The 19,457-nt window shown below is 62.3% G+C and carries 19 protein-coding genes; 8 read left to right on the top strand and 11 right to left on the bottom strand.

Annotated features, from left to right (window positions below):
* Positions 1 to 40: 40 nt before the first annotated feature.
* A complete protein-coding gene (locus JNB71_RS07860; protein ID WP_220371296.1) occupies positions 41 to 748 on the top strand; it encodes a hypothetical protein in 708 nt (235 codons plus the stop codon).
* Between the two features lie 61 nt (positions 749 to 809).
* Here JNB71_RS07860 and JNB71_RS07855 read toward each other — a convergent pair whose 3' ends face one another.
* Positions 810 to 1,967 (bottom strand): fumarylacetoacetate hydrolase family protein, encoded by a 1,158-nt coding sequence (locus JNB71_RS07855; protein WP_220371295.1) that lies wholly within the window; start codon positions 1,965 to 1,967, stop codon positions 810 to 812.
* A gap of 249 nt (positions 1,968 to 2,216) precedes the next feature.
* Here JNB71_RS07855 and JNB71_RS07850 point away from each other — a divergent pair, with 249 nt between their 5' ends.
* The 3 genes from JNB71_RS07850 to JNB71_RS07840 all read left to right on the top strand — a co-directional run bounded on the left by JNB71_RS07850 (position 2,217) and on the right by JNB71_RS07840 (position 5,174).
* A complete protein-coding gene (locus JNB71_RS07850; protein WP_220371294.1) occupies positions 2,217 to 3,407 on the top strand; it encodes a TMEM43 family protein in 1,191 nt (396 codons plus the stop codon).
* Positions 3,408 to 3,689: 282 nt separating this feature from the next.
* The gene (locus JNB71_RS07845; protein WP_220371293.1) at positions 3,690 to 4,478 is read left to right on the top strand and encodes a YdcF family protein; all 789 of its coding nucleotides are present in this window, start codon (positions 3,690 to 3,692) and stop codon (positions 4,476 to 4,478) included.
* A gap of 60 nt (positions 4,479 to 4,538) precedes the next feature.
* Positions 4,539 to 5,174 (top strand): trimeric intracellular cation channel family protein, encoded by a 636-nt coding sequence (locus tag JNB71_RS07840; RefSeq protein WP_112858314.1) that lies wholly within the window; start codon positions 4,539 to 4,541, stop codon positions 5,172 to 5,174.
* A 6-nt stretch (positions 5,175 to 5,180) separates the two neighbouring features.
* Here the strand turns inward: JNB71_RS07840 and irrA are convergent, their stop codons facing one another.
* A complete protein-coding gene (gene irrA / locus JNB71_RS07835) occupies positions 5,181 to 5,600 on the bottom strand; it encodes an iron response transcriptional regulator IrrA (RefSeq protein WP_220371292.1) in 420 nt (139 codons plus the stop codon).
* Positions 5,601 to 5,919: 319 nt separating this feature from the next.
* Here irrA and fabA point away from each other — a divergent pair, with 319 nt between their 5' ends.
* The 4 genes from fabA to htpG all read left to right on the top strand — a co-directional run bounded on the left by fabA (position 5,920) and on the right by htpG (position 10,535).
* Entirely contained in the window at positions 5,920 to 6,435 is a 516-nt protein-coding gene (gene fabA, locus JNB71_RS07830; protein WP_018323653.1) for a 3-hydroxyacyl-[acyl-carrier-protein] dehydratase FabA, read from the top strand.
* A gap of 47 nt (positions 6,436 to 6,482) precedes the next feature.
* Positions 6,483 to 7,706, top strand: coding sequence for a beta-ketoacyl-ACP synthase I (fabB, locus tag JNB71_RS07825; protein WP_220371291.1), 1,224 nt, complete (start codon positions 6,483 to 6,485; stop codon positions 7,704 to 7,706).
* A gap of 4 nt (positions 7,707 to 7,710) precedes the next feature.
* Positions 7,711 to 8,517 (top strand): enoyl-ACP reductase FabI, encoded by an 807-nt coding sequence (gene fabI / locus JNB71_RS07820; RefSeq protein ID WP_220371290.1) that lies wholly within the window; start codon positions 7,711 to 7,713, stop codon positions 8,515 to 8,517.
* Positions 8,518 to 8,648: 131 nt separating this feature from the next.
* On the top strand, positions 8,649 to 10,535 hold the full coding sequence (htpG, locus tag JNB71_RS07815; protein WP_220371289.1) for a molecular chaperone HtpG: 1,887 nt from the start codon (positions 8,649 to 8,651) through the stop codon (positions 10,533 to 10,535).
* 280 nt (positions 10,536 to 10,815) lie between these two features.
* Here htpG and JNB71_RS07810 read toward each other — a convergent pair whose 3' ends face one another.
* The 9 genes from JNB71_RS07810 to rbfA form a co-directional block, all read right to left on the bottom strand.
* Complete coding sequence (locus JNB71_RS07810; RefSeq protein ID WP_112853444.1) at positions 10,816 to 11,052, bottom strand: hypothetical protein; 237 nt, start codon at positions 11,050 to 11,052, stop codon at positions 10,816 to 10,818.
* 135 nt (positions 11,053 to 11,187) lie between these two features.
* The gene (locus tag JNB71_RS07805; protein ID WP_220371288.1) at positions 11,188 to 12,204 is read right to left on the bottom strand and encodes a class I SAM-dependent methyltransferase; all 1,017 of its coding nucleotides are present in this window, start codon (positions 12,202 to 12,204) and stop codon (positions 11,188 to 11,190) included.
* A 186-nt stretch (positions 12,205 to 12,390) separates the two neighbouring features.
* Positions 12,391 to 14,523 (bottom strand): polyribonucleotide nucleotidyltransferase, encoded by a 2,133-nt coding sequence (gene pnp, locus JNB71_RS07800; RefSeq protein WP_220371287.1) that lies wholly within the window; start codon positions 14,521 to 14,523, stop codon positions 12,391 to 12,393.
* A 357-nt stretch (positions 14,524 to 14,880) separates the two neighbouring features.
* Positions 14,881 to 15,150 carry a 30S ribosomal protein S15 gene (gene rpsO, locus JNB71_RS07795; RefSeq protein WP_220371286.1) on the bottom strand — a complete coding sequence of 90 codons (270 nt, stop codon included), beginning with the start codon at positions 15,148 to 15,150 and terminating at the stop codon, positions 14,881 to 14,883.
* A gap of 166 nt (positions 15,151 to 15,316) precedes the next feature.
* Positions 15,317 to 15,646 carry an SH3 domain-containing protein gene (locus JNB71_RS07790; RefSeq protein WP_220371285.1) on the bottom strand — a complete coding sequence of 110 codons (330 nt, stop codon included), beginning with the start codon at positions 15,644 to 15,646 and terminating at the stop codon, positions 15,317 to 15,319.
* Between the two features lie 45 nt (positions 15,647 to 15,691).
* Positions 15,692 to 17,401 (bottom strand): sensor histidine kinase, encoded by a 1,710-nt coding sequence (locus JNB71_RS07785; RefSeq protein ID WP_220371284.1) that lies wholly within the window; start codon positions 17,399 to 17,401, stop codon positions 15,692 to 15,694.
* 113 nt (positions 17,402 to 17,514) lie between these two features.
* Positions 17,515 to 18,450, bottom strand: coding sequence for a tRNA pseudouridine(55) synthase TruB (gene truB, locus JNB71_RS07780; protein ID WP_220371283.1), 936 nt, complete (start codon positions 18,448 to 18,450; stop codon positions 17,515 to 17,517).
* Positions 18,451 to 18,453: 3 nt separating this feature from the next.
* Positions 18,454 to 18,909, bottom strand: a complete 456-nt coding sequence (locus JNB71_RS07775; protein ID WP_220371282.1) for a hypothetical protein — start codon at positions 18,907 to 18,909, stop codon at positions 18,454 to 18,456.
* Positions 18,909 to 19,328: a 30S ribosome-binding factor RbfA gene (gene rbfA / locus JNB71_RS07770; protein WP_220371281.1), complete on the bottom strand. Its 420-nt coding sequence runs from the start codon at positions 19,326 to 19,328 to the stop codon at positions 18,909 to 18,911. Before rbfA ends, JNB71_RS07775 begins: the two co-directional genes overlap by 1 nt.
* Positions 19,329 to 19,457: the final 129 nt, after the last annotated feature.

Raw genomic sequence — 19,457 nt, 5'->3', positions numbered from 1 at the left:
GTCGCAACCTTACGGCGCGCCCTCCATGACAGGATTTGCCATGAAACTTAAAACTTCGCTGTGCGTTGCAGCGGTCCTCCTACACCTTTCCGCAGCCGCCTTCCCGAACGTCGGCGCCGCCCATGCGGCCGGCCATAAGATGCGCTCCGCGCACTTCGTCACCACGGCTCTGGAGAAAAAGGGCTTCAAGATCGATGGCGTTCATCGCAAGGGACAGGTGTATTTCGTCAAGGTCACCGACGACGGCACCACGGCCATTCTTGCCATCGACGGCTACAGTGCCGAAATCGTCGGTCTGAAGGTCCTGGTCCTCGCACCCGGCGCCACGGCCAAGGCGCGGGGCACCGGCGGCAACCATTTCGTCGATCTGACGTATGAATATGGATACGTGGTCGAAGAGAGCGTCTACGAGGCGTCCTACGAGCTGACGGTCGAGGAAATATCCGTCACCGAGGAATACACCGAGGTCAGCTACGAGGAAAGCGAGGAGGTCACCTACGAGGAGGTCGAGGAGACGGCGGAGGCCGACCTCGACGACGGCACGGCGGAAGATGCCGCGGGCGATGCCGAAGCGGACGCCAATGACGATGCCGACGACGGCGACGCCGATGATGCCGCTGCCGAAGCGGATGATGCCTCCGATGACGCAGCCGACGATGGAGCCGATGACGATGTCGGCGACGACGACGGCGGTGACGACGACGGCGGGGATGACGGCGGCGGGGATGACGGCGGCGGGGATGAATAACTCCGGTATGACACTGGCGGCTCCCATCATGCTGCGGGGCCGCCGCTGACAGGCTCTGGGGTTAGATGAGCCCCCGCGTCGCAAGATTGCGCATCAGCGCTGCCGAACCGAATGTCCAGGGTGGGCATTCGGTCGACAGGCGCACGGTGTTGGTGAGCGAGCCCAGATGCGGGTTGGAGATGGTGACGACGTCGCCGATCTTGTGGGTGAACCCCTGCCCCGGCGCGTCGCGATCCTCGACGGGCGCAAACAGCGTGCCCATGAACAGCATAAAACCGTCGGGATATTGATGGTGGCGTCCGATCGTCTGGGAGACGAGGTCGAGCGGATCGCGACTGATTTCCCGCATCGTGCTTGCGCCGTTCAGCACAAACCCGTCCGGGCCGCTGATCGTCAGCGTCAGATCGGCATTGCGTACGTCGTCTATCGAATAGCTGGCGTCGAACAGCCGGATGAACGGGCCGATGGCTGATGACGCGTTGTTGTCCTTGGCCTTGCCGAGCAGCAGCGCCGAGCGGCCCTCGACATCGCGCAGATTGACGTCGTTGCCGAGGGTGGCGCCCTTGACGCGACCCCGGCTGTCGACGGCGAGCACGATTTCCGGCTCCGGATTGTTCCACCGCGAGATCGGGTGCAGGCCGACGGAGGCGCCCCAGCCAACCGAGGCCAGGACCTGCGCCTTGGAAAAGACCTCGGCATCGGGACCGATGCCGACTTCGAGATACTGCGACCAGACGCCCTCCTCGATCAGCGCCGCCTTCACCTTCGCCGCCTGCGGCGAACCCGCCTTCAGGTCGCGCAGGCTGTCTCCGATGATGGCGGTCACGCGCTCGCGCATCTTTTCGGCCAGCGCCGGATTTCCGGCAGCCTTTTCCTCGATGACGCGCTCGAGCATTGACCGGGCGAAGGTGACGCCGCACGCCTTGACCGCCTGCAGATCGCATGGAGCGAGAAGATGCATGGTCGACAGATCGCCGGTCGCCTCAATCGACGCGTCCATGAGCGTCTGCAGCGATGCGAGACGCTCGCCCTCCTGCTGCATCAGGAAGGCAATGGGATCGTCGCGTTCGAGCAGGTCGCGCATCGTCGGCACCTCCTTCGAGGTGATGTCGTAGAGATCGCCGCCGCGCAGCACCACCAGCGAGGGGCCTGCCACATCCGGCCGCCAGAGGCGACCAACGAATGTGCCCGTTTCAAAAATATCGCTTGCCGCCGCCATGCCGCCCTCCCGTTCTACGCCTGCAGCGGCAAGATAACTGCCGCCGGATCGCGGGCAAGGTGCGCGACGGAAAAACAATATGCCCGCGTCGGAACGACTGTCGCGAAATCTTGCCGGATGACCCGAAGAATGGTCGGCGCGACAGGCGAACGCTCTATTTAATTTTACCAGATTTCTGATAGCACCGGAGAGCGCGAATAAGCGTGCGAGGCCAGCCGTTGCACGGATGGTCACAAGAGGGGATGCCACATGAGTTTTACCGAAACGACGAAGACTTCATGGTTTTCACGGCTGAAGAACGGACTGATCGGCCTCATCCTCGGCCCGCTGCTGGTGTTTGGGATGATCTGGCTGCTCTCCTGGAACGAAGGCCGCTCGGTGCAGACCTACCGCGCCTTGGCCGAGGGGGCCGGCATTGTCGTTTCGGTCGATAATGGCAGAATCGATCCGGCCAATGAAGGCAAGCTGGTACACATTTCCGGATCGGTGAAGCCTGATGGTGCGCCGGAGGATCCGGCGCTCGGCGTCTCGGCGCAAGGTGCCGCCGGCCTCAACCGCAAGGTCGAGATGTATCAGTGGGTGGAGGACAGCAAGAGCGAGACGAAGAAGACGCTGGGCGGCGGCGAGGAGACCGTTACGACCTACAGCTACAAGAAGGAATGGCGCCCGCGCCGCGTGGATTCCGCCGACTTCAAGCAGGCCGACCAGCATCAGAACCCCGACATGCCCATCGAGGGCGAGCGCTTCACCGTCGCGACCGCGACGCTCGGCGCCTTCACCGTCGATGGCAAGGCCGTCGCCGATCTCGCCAAGGACAGCCCGGTCAAGCTCTCCCCCGATGTCGCCGGTCAGGTGACATCGGCTCTCGGTTCCGACAGGCCGGTCAAGGTCGACGGAACGACGATCCATGTCTCGCAGAACCGCCAGAGCCCGGCGATCGGCGACCTGCGCATCAGCTTCAGCCGCGAAGACATTGCCGAAGCGAGCTTCGTCGGTGCGCAGAAGGGTGCGACGATTGGTGGATACAAGGCCTCCAATGGGCGCAAACTGTTCCTGAGCGCTGCCGGAAATGTCGGCCCAGCCGAAATGTTCGAGGCGGCCCAGAGCGAGAACACGCTGATCACCTGGCTCATTCGCTTCGGCGGCCTGCTCGGCATGTTCATCGGCTTCGTCATCATGCTGTCGATCCTCAGCATCATCGCCGACGTCATTCCCCTTGTCGGCTCGATCGTCGGCTTCGGCACATCGATCGTCGCCGGCATCCTGACCCTGGTCCTCGGGCCGGTCGTCATCGCCATCGCCTGGATCGCCTATCGGCCAGTACTGGCGATCATCATCATCGCCCTTGGCATCCTGCTGGCCGCGGCGCTGATCTATCTTCGCCGCAAGCGGGCAGTTGCTGCGCCAACCGCATCGACCGCCGCTTTCGGGCGGAGCTGACACGACCCTCGCGCGCCCCCGAAAGGGGCGCGTCGGATTGATGACAAAGTCAGCCACCACTCTCTTGCGTCATGCTTGGGCTTGTCCCAAGCATCTAATCCCATCAGTGAGTTGTAAAATAAACAATTATACTCAACGGCTTAATGGGCGGTAGGCAGATCCTCGGCAGAAAGCCGAGGATGACGTCGCGGATGTTGCGAGGATCCACCGTCGAGCGTTTGCGTTTGAACGTCGTTCTCTCTAGCCTGCAGCACTTTCAACGCGGCGGATCACGGGCACCGGATGTTTCTCGTCTCGAAAGTCTTCTGGCTGTTGGCGCAGCCGCTCTCGCTGATCTTCCTGGCTCTGATCTTGAGCTTGGTTTTCGGTGGCGCCGGCTTCCGGCAGTTGGGCCGGTTTTTCTGCGGGCTTGCCGTGACCCTCTTGTTCCTGACGCTGTTCACGAGCGGGGGTGCGGTGATGCTGCAGGTGCTGGAGAACCGCATTGCCCGGCCGGCAAGCCTGCCCGCCAATCTCTCCTGCATCATAATCCTCGGTGGCGCCTTCGAGAACGAAGTGATCGCCGGGCGTGGCGGCATGGAATTCAATCAGGCGGCCGACCGTTTCGTCGAGGGGCTGAAGCTGGCGCAGACCTATCCCGCCGCGAAGATCCTGGTCTCGGGCGGCGACGGTTCATTCAGCGGCAAATACGACGGCGACGCCGAGACCTCCGCGGTCTTCTTCTCCACCTTCGGCATCGCGCCCGAACGGATCATCCGGGAGAGCCGGTCGCGAACCACTTTCGAGAATGCCGGCAATACCAGGGGGCTGCTCGAGAGGAACGGACTTTCGGATTGCGCCCTGATCACTTCGGCGTTCCACATGCCGCGGTCGATGGGCCTGTTTCGCAAGCTCGGCATTGCGGTCACGCCCTGGCCGGTGGATTATCGCACCAGCGGGCAGCTTTCCGTTGGCCCGGATTTCAGCCAGCCGTCCTTGAACGCGCAACTGACCACGACTGCAATGCGCGAATGGACCGGACTGATCGCCTATTACATCGGCGGCAGGACGCATGTGCTTTTCCCGCAATAGGCGGCCGTTGACGCGGCATCCCCATTGTGGTCCTTCTCGGTTTTCTGGCGCGGGGGAAACATGCCGATCCTGGAAATTCTCGACTATGCCGGGGTGGCCGTGTTTGCCGCGACCGGGGCGCTTTCGGCCTCGCGCAAGCAGCTCGACATCATTGGCTATATCTTCCTCGCCTCGGTGACCGGCATCGGCGGGGGCACGCTGCGCGACGTCATCCTGGGCGCGACACCAGTCTTCTGGGTGACAAACCCGATCTATCTCGTCGTCTGCTGCTGTGCCGGCCTTTTGGTCTTCTTCTCCGCGCGCAGGATGGAATCACGCTACAAGTTTCTCGTCTGGCTCGACGCCATAGGGCTATCGGCCTATTGCGTCATGGGGGCCGCCAAGGGGCTGTCGGCTACCGGATCGCCGATTGTGGCGCTGGTCACCGGCATGCTGACGGCGACCTTCGGCGGCATCCTGCGCGATCTGCTCGCGGGCGAACCATCGGTGCTGCTGCGCCCGGAAATCTACGTGACGGCCGCACTTGCCGGCTCCGGCGTCTTTACCGCAGCCACCTATTTCGGCGCATCGCTGCTTATCGCCTCAAGCCTTGGCGTCGTGACGGCCTTTGCCGTGCGGGGCGGCGCGCTCAAATACGGATGGACGTTGCCGACCGGCGATTCACGCCCCGGCCGTCATCCGGACGATGTCATGTGAGGAAGCTCAGCTGCGCTTGGGGCGAAGACGGATCACCACGTCGACATGGGCGATTTCCATGCCTTCAGGCGGCTCCGGCAGATTGCCGATCGTGATGCTGTTGATCGGGATGTCGAGCACTTCGTTGTGGCCCTCGACGAAGAAGTGATGGTGATCGGACACATTGGTGTCGAAATAGGTCTTGGCGCTCTCGACGGCGAGAACGCGGATCATGCCGGCTTCGGTGAACTGATGCAGGGTGTTGTAAACCGTCGCGAGCGATACCGGCACGCCTGCCGCGACTGCTTCCTCGTGCAATTCCTCCACCGTCAGGTGGCGATCGCCCTTGGCAAAGATCAGGTCTGCAAGCGCCATGCGCTGTCGCGTCGGCCTCAGGCCGGAGCGGCGCAGGCGTTCTTCCGAACGGATCTCCATGGCATTCGTCATACGGACGGGTCCAACTTTCAGGCTATTGCACAACGCGTTCCTTGTGCCGATATAACTTTTGCTGCGATTGCTTTCAATAGTGGGCAGAGGCAGCAAGGCGGCCAAGCCGTGAAAAACAGCCGGAATCTTGGGGCAAAGGCCAATTATCTCTGGCTGTTGCAGCCCCCATAATGTATGCGACGGCGGAAATAGACCTTGTGCTTGACCGGGCAGGGAGATGCGACACAACTGGGAAGCGTCATGCCGACGCTTCAAATTGTGGCTGTCTTGCTCTAAACCAAGTCAACGAAAAACGGATGTAGCGGGGAAACGACAGTTCATGACGACCAGACAATCCAGCTTCAACTATGAAGAGATCCTATCGTGCGGTCGCGGCGAACTGTTTGGCCCGGGCAACGCCCAGCTTCCCCTGCCGCCGATGCTGATGGTTCATCGCATCACCGACATCTCCGAAACCGGGGGCCTGTTCGACAAGGGCTATATCCGCGCCGAGTACGACGTCCGTCCCGATGATTGGTACTTTCCCTGCCATTTCCAGGGCAATCCGATCATGCCGGGGTGCCTCGGCCTTGACGGCATGTGGCAGCTGACCGGCTTCTTCCTCGGCTGGCTTGGCGAGGAGGGGCGCGGCATGGCGCTTTCCACCGGCGAAGTGAAGTTCAAGGGCATGATCCGTCCGCATACCAAGCTCCTGGAATATGGCATCGACTTCAAGCGCGTCATGCGTGGCCGCCTTGTCCTCGGCACGGCCGATGGCTGGCTAAAGGCCGATGGAGAGACCATATACCAAGCAAGCGACCTTCGCGTAGGTCTGTCGAAGGAAAAGGCTGCCTGAACCGCGGCCACGCCGCACTCAGAGACAAATAAGAAGAGGTCATCGACATGAGACGGGTTGTTGTCACGGGTCTGGGCATTGTTTCCTCCATCGGAAACGATGCGCAGGAAGTCACCGCGTCGCTGCGCGAGGCGAAGTCCGGCATTACGTTTTCAAATGATTTTGCCGAGCATGGCTTCAAGTGTCAGGTCTGGGGGGCGCCCAACATCGACACGACCGAGCTTGTCGACCGTCGCGCCGCGCGCTTCCTGTCGCAGGGCGGCACGTGGAACCACGTGGCCATGAAGCAGGCGATCGCCGATTCGGGCCTCGAAGACAAGGATGTTGGCGGCAACGAGCGCACCGGCATCATCATGGGTTCGGGCGGCCCTTCGACCCGCACGCTGATCGATGCGGCGGAAATCACGCTGAAGAACAATTCGCCCAAGCGCATCGGCCCGTTCGCCGTGCCGAAGGCGATGTCGTCGACCGCATCCGCGACGCTCGCCACCTGGTTCAAGATCCACGGCGTCAACTATTCGATCTCATCGGCCTGCTCCACCTCGGCGCACTGCATCGGCAATGCCACGGAAATGATCCAGTGGGGCAAGCAGGACGTGATGTTTGCCGGCGGTCACGAGGACCTCGACTGGACCATGTCGAACCTGTTCGACGCCATGGGCGCCATGTCCTCCAAGTACAACGACACGCCCGCGACCGCCTCGCGCGCCTATGACGCCAGCCGCGACGGCTTCGTCATTGCCGGCGGCGCCGGCGTTCTGGTTCTCGAAGAGCTGGAGCATGCCAAGGCCCGCGGCGCCAAGATCTATGCCGAAATCACCGGCTACGGCGCAACCTCGGACGGCTACGACATGGTCGCTCCGTCCGGCGAAGGTGCGGTCCGCTGCATGCGCCAGGCGCTTGCCACGGTGAAGGGCGACGTCGACTACGTCAACACGCACGGCACCTCGACGCCGGTGGGCGACCAGAAGGAAATCGGCGCTATCCGCGAAGTCTTCGGAAACAAGATCCCGCATATCCAGTCGACCAAGTCGCTCACCGGCCATTCGCTGGGCGCTGCCGGCGTGCAGGAATCGATCTATTCGCTCCTGATGATGCAGGCCGGCTTTATCGGCGAAAGCGCCCACATCACCGAACTCGATCCGGAATTCGAAGGCGTGCCGATCGTGCGCAAGCGCATCGACAACGCCAAGATCGATATTGCGCTGTCCAATTCCTTCGGCTTCGGCGGCACCAACGCAACGCTCGTTTTCCAGCGCTACAATGGATAAAAACATGACCGGTCTCATGCACGGAAAACGCGGCCTCATCATGGGCGTTGCGAACAGTCACTCGATCGCCTGGGGCATCGCGCGGGCGCTGGCTGCCGAAGGTGCGGAACTTGCCTTCACGTATCAGGGAGAAGCGCTCGGCAAGCGGGTCAAGCCGCTTGCAGCCGAACTCAACTCCGAGTTCCTGCTTCCCTGCGACGTCGAGGATATCGCTTCCGTCGATGCCGTCATCGACGCGCTGAAGGAAAAATGGGGCACGCTCGACTTCATCGTCCATGCCATCGGCTTTTCCGACAAGAACGAGCTCAAGGGCCTCTACGCCGATACGACGCGCGACAATTTCAGCCGCACGATGGTCATCTCCTGCTTCTCCTTCACCGAGATCGCCAAGCGCGCGGCCGAACTGATGACCGACGGCGGGGCGATGCTGACGCTGACCTATGGCGGTTCCGTGCGCGTCATGCCGAACTACAACGTCATGGGCGTCGCCAAGGCCGCTCTCGAGGCGTCGGTGCGCTACCTCGCTGCCGACTATGGCGCGCGTGGCATCCGCGTCAACGCCATATCCGCCGGCCCGATCCGCACGCTTGCCGGCGCCGGCATTTCCGACGCCCGCGCCATGCTCTCCTGGCAGCAGAAGAACTCGCCGATGCGCCGCACCGTCACCATCGAGGATGTCGGCAGCTCCGCGCTCTACCTTTTGTCCGACCTGTCGCGCGGCGTCACCGGCGAAATCCACTATGTGGATTCGGGCTACAACATCACGTCGATGCCGACACTCGACACCCTGCGCAAGGCAGATACGGAGTAGTTTTTTAGCTGCTCGCAACCGGCGCGCGGTTCGCAAACGGCGCGCGCCTCATGCCCTCTTGAATTTTGCCCGATTCCTTGCCAGTTCAGAGCGCGCAAGAATTCCGCAATACAAGATGAGGCATGACAAGCATGAGCAATGCTCAAGAAAAACCCGTCGAAAACCACGTGTTTGAGGCCGACGTTGCGCGTCTGCTGCACCTCATGGTGCATTCCGTCTATTCCGACAAGGACGTGTTCCTGCGCGAGCTGATCTCCAACGCGGCCGATGCCTGCGAGAAGCTGCGCTACGAGGCGATCGCCGCTCCGGAACTCCTGTCCGACGATCCGGCCTCGCGCATTGTGCTGACGCTGGACGCGGATAAAAACACGCTGACGCTCGAAGATAACGGCATCGGCATGAGCCGCGACGACATGGTCGAGGCGCTCGGCACGATCGCCCGGTCCGGCACCCGCGCGTTCATGGAACGCATCGAGGCGGCTAAGGCCGGGGATGGTGCCCAGCTGATCGGCCAGTTCGGCGTCGGTTTCTATTCCGCCTTCATGGTCGCCGACAAGGTCGATGTCGTTTCCCGCCGGGCCGGTACTGCCCATGCCTGGGTCTGGTCATCCGATGGCAAGGGTAGCTACACGGTCTCCGAATCCGAACTCGCGGAAGCTCCGGCGCGCGGCACCCGCGTCACGCTGCATCTGATGGACGACGCCAGGAGCTACACCTCGAAATGGAGCGTCCAGCGGATCGTCAAGGACCAGTCCGGCCACGTGCCGGTGCCGATCGACCTGGTCGAGAAGCCCGGCGCGGAAGCCGAGCGCGTGGCCGACGGCACCGCCCTCTGGACCCGCTCCAAGAACGAGATCACCAAGGAAGAGTATGCCGATTTCTACCGAGGCGTTTCCGGCCAGTATGACGAACCGGCGCTGACCGTGCATTTCCGCGCCGAAGGGCGCCACGAATATACCGGCCTTGCCTTCGTACCGGAATCGAAGCCCCTCGACCTGTTCGATCCCCAGGGCAAGGGCCGTATGAAGCTCTACGTCAAACGCGTCTTCATCACCGACGACGCCGAGCTTCTGCCACGCTACCTGCGCTTCGTGCGCGGCCTCGTCGACACGGCCGACCTGCCGCTCAACGTCTCGCGCGAGATGATCCAGGAAAGCCCGATCCTCGCAGCGATCCGCAAGGGCCTGACCAATCGCGTGCTGACCGCCATCGAGAAGCTTCAGGAAAGCGACGAGACCGCTTTTGCCAAGCTCTGGGAGGCCTTCGGCAGCGTGCTGAAGGAAGGCATCTATGACGATTTCGAGCGTCGCGCGCAGCTTCTTTCACTGTCGCGCTTCCGCACAACGATTTCGGACGAGGCGACGCGGTCGCTTGCCGACTACGTCAAGGACATGAAGGATGCGCAGGCGGCGATCTACTATCTGGCGGGCGACAATCTCGACCGGTTGAAGGCTTCGCCACAGCTCGAAGGGTTTCGCGCCCGCGGCATCGAGGTGTTGCTTCTGACGGATTCCGTCGACAGCTTCTGGGTGACGGCCGCTCCGGATTTCGAGGGAAAGCCGTTCAAGTCGATCACCCAAGGCGCTGCCGACCTCGCCCAGGTGCCGAAGAGCGAGGGCGATGTTTCAAAGACCGCGGAGACGACACCCGCCGTCAGCGATTTCATCGCCTTTGCCAAGTCGGCGCTTGGTGACGCGGTATCGGACGTGCGGGCCTCCGACCGGCTCACGGAAAGCGCCGTCTGCCTCGTTGCCTCCGAACAAGGTTACGATCGCCAACTGGAAAAGATGCTGCAGGGTGCGGGACGTCTGGATGCGGTCGCCAAGCCGATACTCGAGATCAATCCCGGCCACGGGCTTATCGCAGCGCTGGCTTCAGGCGGCAGCGACGAATTCCGCACCGACGCGGTCCAGCTTCTGCTGGACCAGGCCCGCGTTCTCGACGGCGACAAGCCGCAGGACGCCCGCGCCTTCGCCGAGCGGCTTTCGCGGCTGTTCGAGCGGGCTTTGCGAGGCTGAGTTTCGTGGAGCGCCCGCACGCTTGAAAAGCGGATTGCCTGGCACCGTAATGCGCATTGTAACGCGTATTGCGGTGCGCCCTCCACGCATGACGAATCTATGCACGGGGAAGAGGTTCACGAGGAATGGGCCAAGGGCGCCCTTCTGACGCGCGTCCCCTTATCGACGTTTGAAAACGGCATCCTGGACGCCATAAACACCGACGCCCGCGAACGCGGCCTGAGACGGTCTGCTTTCCTTGCAAGCTGCGCACGCAAGGAAATCGAGGGCGCCTAGAACCTCAGGCGGCCCACCAGACGGCGAGCAACACCGCCAGGACCGCGATCGCAAAGATGCCGAACATCGTCATCTGCTTGCGCGCCTGGTCGAGGGTTTCCGGATCGACCGGCCGGCGGCCGGTCTGGAAAGCCAGGGGCACCTCGGAGGTTGGTTCCTTGCCTTCGCCGCTCTTGATATCCTTTGCAATCACTTCCGCAACGTCTTCCGTGATGGGCGGGCGGGCTGGTCCAAATCCCATTGTTTACTCCATCGAGGGCCGCGCGTCCGCTTGGACGCGCAAGGGCGCGGCGAGGAAATGGTGTACCTTATTCAGGGCGAACGCAACTGCAAAAGTGAGTCCCGGGGGCGCTGCGGGAGGGCCGCCCTCGACGCCTCAGCGCTTGCCCCAGAGCACCTTGAAGCGGGCGTTGCGGCAGGTCTCGCCCCATTCCTTGAAGGTCTCGGCCATCACCGGCTCGTAGGGCAGGCCGCGATTGGCAACCAGCATCAGCCGTCCCCCGACCTTCAGCGCCTTGGCCGCCGCCTTGATCATCGCTGCGCCGAGCGCCGGATCGGCGGCCTGGGTCTCGTGGAACGGCGGGTTCATGACGATCAGGTCGTACTTGTCGCGTGTTTCCTCCAAGGTGAGGTCCTGCCAATAGAAGCGCGTCGGGACGTTCGGCGCGTTGGCCTTGAGGTTGGCGCGTGCGGCCTCCAGCGCGTGATAATCAGCCTCGAAGAGATCGATGCCCTTCAAGCTAGGTGATTTTTCGGCCAGCATCACCGAAAGATAGCCCCAGCCGGCGCCGAAATCGGCGGCGTGGCCCTTGAAATCCTCCGGAAGGCGCGAGGCCAGCAGTTCCGAGCCGGCATCGATCCGCTCATGCGAGAACATGCCCGGAGCCGCGTCGAAACGACCTTCGACCCGAACCGGCTTCTTGGCAAACTTGGCGATCACATCATCCGCAGCTTCCGGACGACCGAACCAGAAAGCGATGCCGTGATATTTCGGCAGGCTGTCGCCGCCCCAGCCAAGCTGGGCGACGCGCTTGCGCAGCGACTGGATGCCGTCTTCCTTGCCGCCGGCGACGACGATCAGGCCGCCGATCTTGGTGCGCTTCAGCGCTTCGGCAATCCGGTCCTCGTTCTCGCCCTTGTGCTTGCCACAGAGGATGAGCGCGGCATCATAATCCTCGCCCTCGACGAGCGGCGTCACGCTCGCCCTTGAGGCTTCCAGGCCGCGATAGAGCGGGCGCAGAGGCTGCACCGCGGCGATCGACGCCGAAAAATCCGCCGGTAGCCGGTAGCCCGCCTCGGCACCGAGGAACAGCACCCGCTCGTCTTTGCCGGGTGCGGGAACGACCCCGGTCTCGAAGGGATGGAAAAGGGTTTTCAGCGCGTCGCGGCTCATGGTGGAACGTCCCAGGCGGCATTTCCAGGCAACGCGTGAAACGGTTTTCCGCCCGGAAATGCGTAAAAACAAGAGATAGAGCGTTTTCGTGACTCGCGGAAAAGCGCAGCGCTCTAGCGGGGATAAACGAGAAAGGGCGCGGAACGATCCGCTCCGCGCCCGTGGCAGTCTTTTCAAGCGCGGCGCTTATTCAGCAGCTTCGCCTTCGCCCTTGGCGACTTCCTTGCCGGTTGCCTGGTCGACGACCTTCATCGAGAGGCGGACCTTGCCGCGCTCGTCGAAGCCCATCAGCTTGACCCAGACCTTGTCGCCTTCCTTGACCACGTCGGAGGTCTTGGCAACGCGCTCGGAAGCGAGCTGCGAGATGTGCACGAGGCCGTCACGCGGGCCGAAGAAGTTGACGAAGGCGCCGAAGTCGGCGGTCTTGACGACCGTGCCTTCGTAGATCTGGCCGACTTCCGGTTCCGCGACGATCGAGTGGATCCACTTGCGGGCCGCTTCGATTTCCTTAGCCGACGAAGAGGCGATCTTGATCGTGCCGTCGTCTTCGATGTTGATCTTGGCGCCGGTCTTCTCGACGATTTCGCGAATGACCTTGCCGCCCGAACCGATGACTTCACGGATCTTGTCGACCGGGATGTTCATGACTTCGATGCGCGGTGCGAATTCGCCGAGCTGGCTGCGGCCTTCGGTGATGGCATTGGCCATTTCGCCGAGGATGTGCTTGCGGCCACCCTGGGCTTGTTCAAGCGCCACCTTCATGATTTCTTCGGTGATGCCCGCGATCTTGATGTCCATCTGCAGCGAGGTGATGCCGTCGGCAGTGCCTGCGACCTTGAAGTCCATGTCGCCGAGGTGGTCTTCATCGCCGAGAATATCGGAGAGAACTGCGAAGCGCTCACCTTCGAGGATCAGGCCCATGGCGATACCGGCAACGGGCTTTGCCAGCGGAACGCCGGCATCCATCAGCGCAAGCGAGGTGCCGCAGACGGTTGCCATCGAGGACGAGCCGTTCGACTCGGTGATCTCGGAAACGACGCGCAGCGTGTAAGGGAACTGCTCGGCGCTCGGCAGCATCGGGCGGATAGCGCGCCAGGCGAGCTTGCCGTGACCGATTTCGCGGCGGCCCGGGGAGCCCATGCGACCGGTTTCGCCGACCGAATAGGGCGGGAAGTTGTAGTGAAGCAGGAAGCGTTCCTTGTACATGCCGGTCAGGCTGTCGACGTATTGTTCGTCTTCGCCGGTACCGAGCGTGGCAACGACGATTGCCTGTGTTTCACCGCGGGTGAACAGCGCCGAGCCGTGCGTGCGCGGCAGGATGCCGACTTCCGAGACGATCGGGCGAACGGTCGACAGGTCGCGGCCGTCGATGCGGCTCTTGGTGTCGAGGATGTTCCAGCGGACGATCTTCGCCTGCAGGTGCTTGAAGACGGCACCGACGACTTCGGCCGTGTACTTCGGCTCAACGCCTTCGGGCAAGAAATGCTCCTTCACCTTGGCCTTGACGGCGTCGACGGCGGCGTAGCGTTCAGCCTTCTGGGTGTTCTTGTAGGCGTCGCGCAGTTCGGCTTCGGCGAGCGAGAGCATTTCGGCTTCGAGTTCCGAATAATCTTCCGGCTGGAAGTCGCGCGGCTCCTTGGCAGCCACTTCGGCGAGCTTGATGATCGCGTCGATGACCGGCTGGAAGCCCTTGTGGCCGAACATGACGGCGCCGAGCATGACGTCTTCGTTCAGTTCCTTGGCTTCCGATTCGACCATCAGGACGGCGTCCTGGGTGCCGGCGACGACGAGGTCGAGGACCGACTCGTCCATCTCGTCGAGATGCGGATTGAGCACGTATTCGCCGTTGATGTAGCCGACGCGAGCGCCACCGACCGGGCCCATGAAGGGAACGCCGGAGAGCGTCAGAGCTGCCGAGGTGGCGACCATGGACAGGATGTCGGGGTTGTTCTCGAGGTCATGCTGGATGACGGTGACGACGACCTGGGTGTCGTTCTTGTAGCCTTCCGGGAAGAGCGGGCGGATCGGGCGATCGATCAGGCGGGAAACGAGGGTTTCGTTTTCCGACGGACGGCCTTCCCGCTTGAAATAGCCACCCGGAATCTTGCCGGCGGCGTAGGTCTTTTCCTGGTAGTTGACGGTCAGCGGGAAGAAGTCCTGGCCCGGCTTCGGCGCCTTGGCCGAAACGACGGTGGCGAGAACGACCGTTTCGCCATAGGTGGCAAGCACGGCGCCGTCAGCCTGACGGGCGATCTTGCCGGTTTCGAGCTTGAGCGGGCGGCCTGCCCATTCAATTTCTACCGTGTGAGTATCGAACATGTTTTGTCCTTCGTGTGCGGCAAGTCCGCGCCGCTGCCTAACTGGCGCGGGCGGTCCGCAAAAAATGACGCATCACGGGCAAGACAACGGGAGGCTTCCAAATCTGGCCGGCGGTCGTTCCGCTCCTGAAAGCCAATTGGCTTCGGGCGCCGGGAAACGAGCAAGCGCCGAAGCATCCTGCAATCCTGCCCCATGACAGGTCATCGGTTGGTTCCGCAGAGCCGGCCCATCCGGTCTGCTGGAGCGTCCGCTTCGGCAGAGCCAGCGTGGCTCGCCCGGAAGCGCAAAGACGGGATCAATCCCGCAAAAAAGAACCGGCGGGCATCCTTCCTTCGAAGGGTCCCGCCGGCGTAAGGCTTAGCGGCGAATGCCGAGAGCGGTGATCAGCTTGGTGTAGCGCGCTTCGTCCTTGCCCTTGACGTAGTCGAGAAGCGAACGGCGGCTGGAGACCATTGCCAGAAGGCCACGACGCGAGTGGTTGTCCTTCTTGTGACCCTTGAAGTGTTCGGTCAGGTTGTTGATCCGCTCGGTGAGAATGGCAACCTGGACTTCCGGAGAACCGGTATCGCCTTCAGCAGTTGCGTATTCCTTGATGAGCGCAGCCTTGCGCTCTGCAGTGATCGACATCGTGTCATCCTTTCAATGTTTAGGATTTCGGGTCGCCAGCAGCCGGGATGTCGTCTAGCTGCGGCCATGAAGGCAAAAGTCCACTTGATCGGGCCTGATGCTGGCGCTGCCTATAAACCATCCGGCATCAAAAAGAAAGAGGGCGGATGACACCCTTCCGGAGCGCCTATGGCGGCGCTGAGCGCGGACGCATCGGCGCCGATTTCAGCTTCTCGTCGCCTCCCGGGCAATCGAGGAAATTGCCAAAGACCCAGCCGAGCGTCTCGCCATTGGCAGCCACCTCGACCCAGCGCTTGCCGCCTGTCCACGTTTCGGCGATCACCTCGACGGAAAGCCCATTGTCGAGCGTCGACAGGATCTGCCCGTTCGGCTGAGCGCGAACATTGAGCGGCGTGCCCGTCGGGTCGGCAACCACGCATTCGGCACCGCAAGCCGACGCCATCCCGGCGGCGAAAACCCCAACAACGGTGGCGGCGGTGATCGTCTTGCAACGCATGTGTGCTCTTTCAACTGGCCTCAGCTGTCGCGCAGCATAACCGAATCAGGATTGTACCGACAGGTTTGCATTCAACCGCTCCTGAGGCATGGTCATCCGCCATTCGATGCCGTCGGCATGCATGATCCGCTCCAGTTTTGCATCCAGCACCATCGCAAGCATACGCTCAAGCACGATGGTCCCGAAACCCTTGCGTGTGGCGGCGACGCTGTCCGCATCGATGTCCGCGCCCGCCTCTCTCCAGACGAGCAGAAATGCCCCGTCAGCGAGCGACCAGGTGAGGTCGACGGTCCCCCTGCTGTTGCCCAGCGCACCATATTTCATGGCGTTGGTGGCAAGCTCATGCAGCGCCATGCCCAGCGTCTGCGAAACCTGTGGGTCAAGCCGCACGGACGGGCCAGAAAGACGAACACGCTGCGGGTCATCGGGAATGAACGGCTGCAGCTGGTTTTGCGCAAGTTCCTGGAAATCGACGCCCTGCGTGGCGTTGGCAATCATCAGATCTGTCGAGCGGGCAAGGCCGGCAATCCGCTTGCGGAACGCCTCAACAAAGTCCGCCCGGCTTTCGCCCGCGTTGAGCGACTGGTTGAGCATCGATTGAATGACCGTCAACTGGTTCTTGGACCGGTGCGCCACCTCGCGCATCAGGAAGCGGATTTCGTTTTCCGCCTTCCGGCGGGCCTGAGCCGCCTCCGCCAGCGCGGTCGACACCGTCTCGATTTCGGAAATCATATGCGTGCGCGGCGAGATCGGCCGTCCTGCACCAAGGAGATGCGCATCGCGTGCCAATACCTTGACGCCCTGGGTCAGCAGCCCGGCAATGGTGGCCGACCCGGCGATCGCAATGCCGGCAAAGAGAACCCCGCCCAGCGACAGCCAGAAATAGGACCAGAGCGCTGGCGCATCGACATCGGCACTCCTCGCCCAGGCGATGACCTTCCAGCCGGTGAGGACGGAAAACTCGGTGACGGTCCGGTAGGCGACGCCGTCATGCGTCGCCTCGCCTACGCCGACACGCAACGCCGGCACGATACTCATGAAGAAGGGCTTGCCGACCGCCACGGTGGGATCTGACGAGGCAATCACATTGCCGGCGCTGTCGACCAGGGCGGCGTTCCAGCCGGGCGACAGAACGTCCCTGCTGACCGCCTTCGACATGTTTTCGGCGTTCCGGGTCAACGTCAGCAGATAATCATTGTTGCCGAGCGGCGTGGTGACGGGCAGATAGACGTTGAACACCCATTTTCCCGCAGTCCTGCCAAAAAAGACGTTCGAAATGAGTGGACCGCCGTTGCGGAACGCCAGGTCGATCGAAGCGGGATCGGACGCCTTGCCCAGCGCGCTGCCGAAGGGCACACGGGTGTTGAAAAGCTGGTTGTGGGCACGGTCGATGGCCAGCAAATAGGTATCGGTATCGGCAAGGGCCGACGACGCCCGCTCATAGAGCTGGCCCAGATTTCTGGTGTCCATCGGCGTGGCGGTCGACAACACTTTGAGCGTGGTCAGCATGCTGTCGATCTCGCGCTCGACGACGCGGGTGACCGCACCCGTCGTTCCCTTGAGCAGCGCCGCAATCACACGCTCCTGCTCGTCGGTACTGCGTTTCAGGATGATCATCGAGAAAACGAAGGAAGGAACGATGGCGACAAGCAGCAGCGCCGCCAGATAGAACGACAGTGGGCGTCTCAGCCGCGAGCGAAGCAACGCCAGCCAGGAAGCGCTCTTCTCGCTCGGTTTTTCCAGTGTGAAGTTCAAGCTTCCCTCATCAGATCAGCCCTCCGGACCGCGACTGGCGCGAATCCAGACCGAACATGCGCCAGCGATCCCGGGAAGGCAACCCCGATGAATCGAAGGAATTGCTGCTGAACTCAACCGGTGGCGAAGACCCGCTTTGGCCGGAATTCGCCCTCGCCGATCTCGCCGATGGCGACCAGCTTGCCGCGCGACGTAGCATAGGCCTCCGGCTCGGCCATGGGCGCATCGCGGCCGCGCAGGATGATCGGATTGCCCATTTTCAGGCGGTGCGCCTGATCCTCCGTGATGGCAATATGCGGCAGGTTGGACAGCGCCTCGCCGGTATCGATCAGGAAGGCATCGAGCGCTTCCAGCCGCTCGTCCTCATTCTCGATCTTTTCCAGCGCCACCAGTTCGGCAAGCGGCACCATCGCCTCTTCGGCAAAGGGGGCAACGAAGCTGCGGCGCAGCGACGCGATATGGCCGAAACAGCCGAGATCGCGACCGAAATCGCGTGCCAGCGACCGGACATAGGTCCCCTTGCCGCATTCGATCTCGAAATGCGCCAGATTCGGCGTGCAGCCGAGCAGCGACAGGCGGAAGACTTCCACTTCCCGGGCCGGAATGTCGACGGTTTCGCCTTCACGGGCCAGATCATAGGCGCGATTGCCGTCAATCTTGATGGCGGAAAACTGCGGCGGGATCTGGTTGATGACGCCGGTATATTTCGGCAGCAGCGCGCGGATGTCTTCCTCGGAAGGCCGAGCGTCGGACGACTGGACGACTTCGCCCTCCAGATCATCGGTCGAGCGCTCCTCACCCCAGGCAACGGCGAATTCATAGATCTTGCGGCCGTCCATGACATAGGGAACCGTCTTGGTCGCGTCACCCAGCGCTATCGGCAGCATGCCGGAGGCAAGCGGATCGAGCGTGCCGGCGTGGCCCGCCTTCTGCGCCTTGAACAGCCACTTGATCTTGGACACGGCCTCGGTCGAGCCGAAATCCAGCGGCTTGTCGAGGATCAGCCAGCCGGAAACCGGGCGGCCCTTGGGTTTGCGAGGTTTTGACATTCTCTATGCTCTTTTTTTGCGAAACGTCGCGGCTGTCTTTGCCACGCTGCCGTCCGGCATCTTCTGGCTGTTGCCCTTTTCGAATCCCAGGGCGTAGAGCCGCCTTGCGATCAGGTATCCCGCCGCGACCGTGCCGCCATTGTCGACCCGGTAATCCTCGCCGAGCTCCTCGACGATCAACGGTTCGATGGCGCCGAGCGGCGGCTTGCCCGCGGCCGCTGCATCGAGCAGCAGCTTCTCATTATAGGGCGAATAAACGATGGCCTCGAGCGCCTTCATCTCGGGATCGCCATGGGCGATCTCCTTGCCCCTGCGGAAGGGCAGGCCCGAGGCGACCATCATTTCCACCAGGCGAACGGCCTCGGCATTGTCGAAGCGGGCAAGGCCACTGCGGTAGAATGCCTGGCGCTGCTCGAAGGTCCATCCGTTCAGCTCATCCAGAGTGATATGCCTTGCCATCACGCCCCGTCTTTATCGGTCGGGCCGTCTTCGTCCTTCAGATCGCGCACCACTTCCGGCGATTTGAGCAGATCGTCGATCTTCTTGTAGTTGTCGAAGCTGGTATCGTCGCGGAAGCGGACTTCCGGCATGTACTTCATCTGCCTCAGATGCGGCGTTAGGCGTCCGCGGATATATTTGGCGTTGCGGTTCAGCGCCTCGATGGTCGCCGCGTGATCGGCAATACCGAGCGGCGTCACGAAGGCGGTGGCGATCTTGAGATCCGGCGACATGCGCACTTCGGAAATCGAGATCACCGTCTTCTCGATCAGAGGATCGCGCACCTCGCCACGCTGCAGCACCTGGGTCAGGGCTGCGCGAACCTGTTCGCCGACCCTCAGCATGCGCTGCGAGGGGGCAGAGGATGTAGCTTTGCTCATGGTTTTTCCGCTGTCTTGCGTTGCTTGGAACGCGACCAAGGCGGTCCAATGCTACTTTCAGGCCAAAAGGTCAAGGCTTGAGGACATTCCCGGGGCAACAGAGGCCGCCAAATCCGCTCGAAACCCTCT

It is taken from the genome of Rhizobium herbae (assembly GCF_019511375.1).
In the GTDB taxonomy this organism is placed as follows: domain Bacteria; phylum Pseudomonadota; class Alphaproteobacteria; order Rhizobiales; family Rhizobiaceae; genus Pararhizobium; species Pararhizobium herbae_A.
This window is presented reverse-complemented; position numbering and strand designations above follow the sequence as displayed.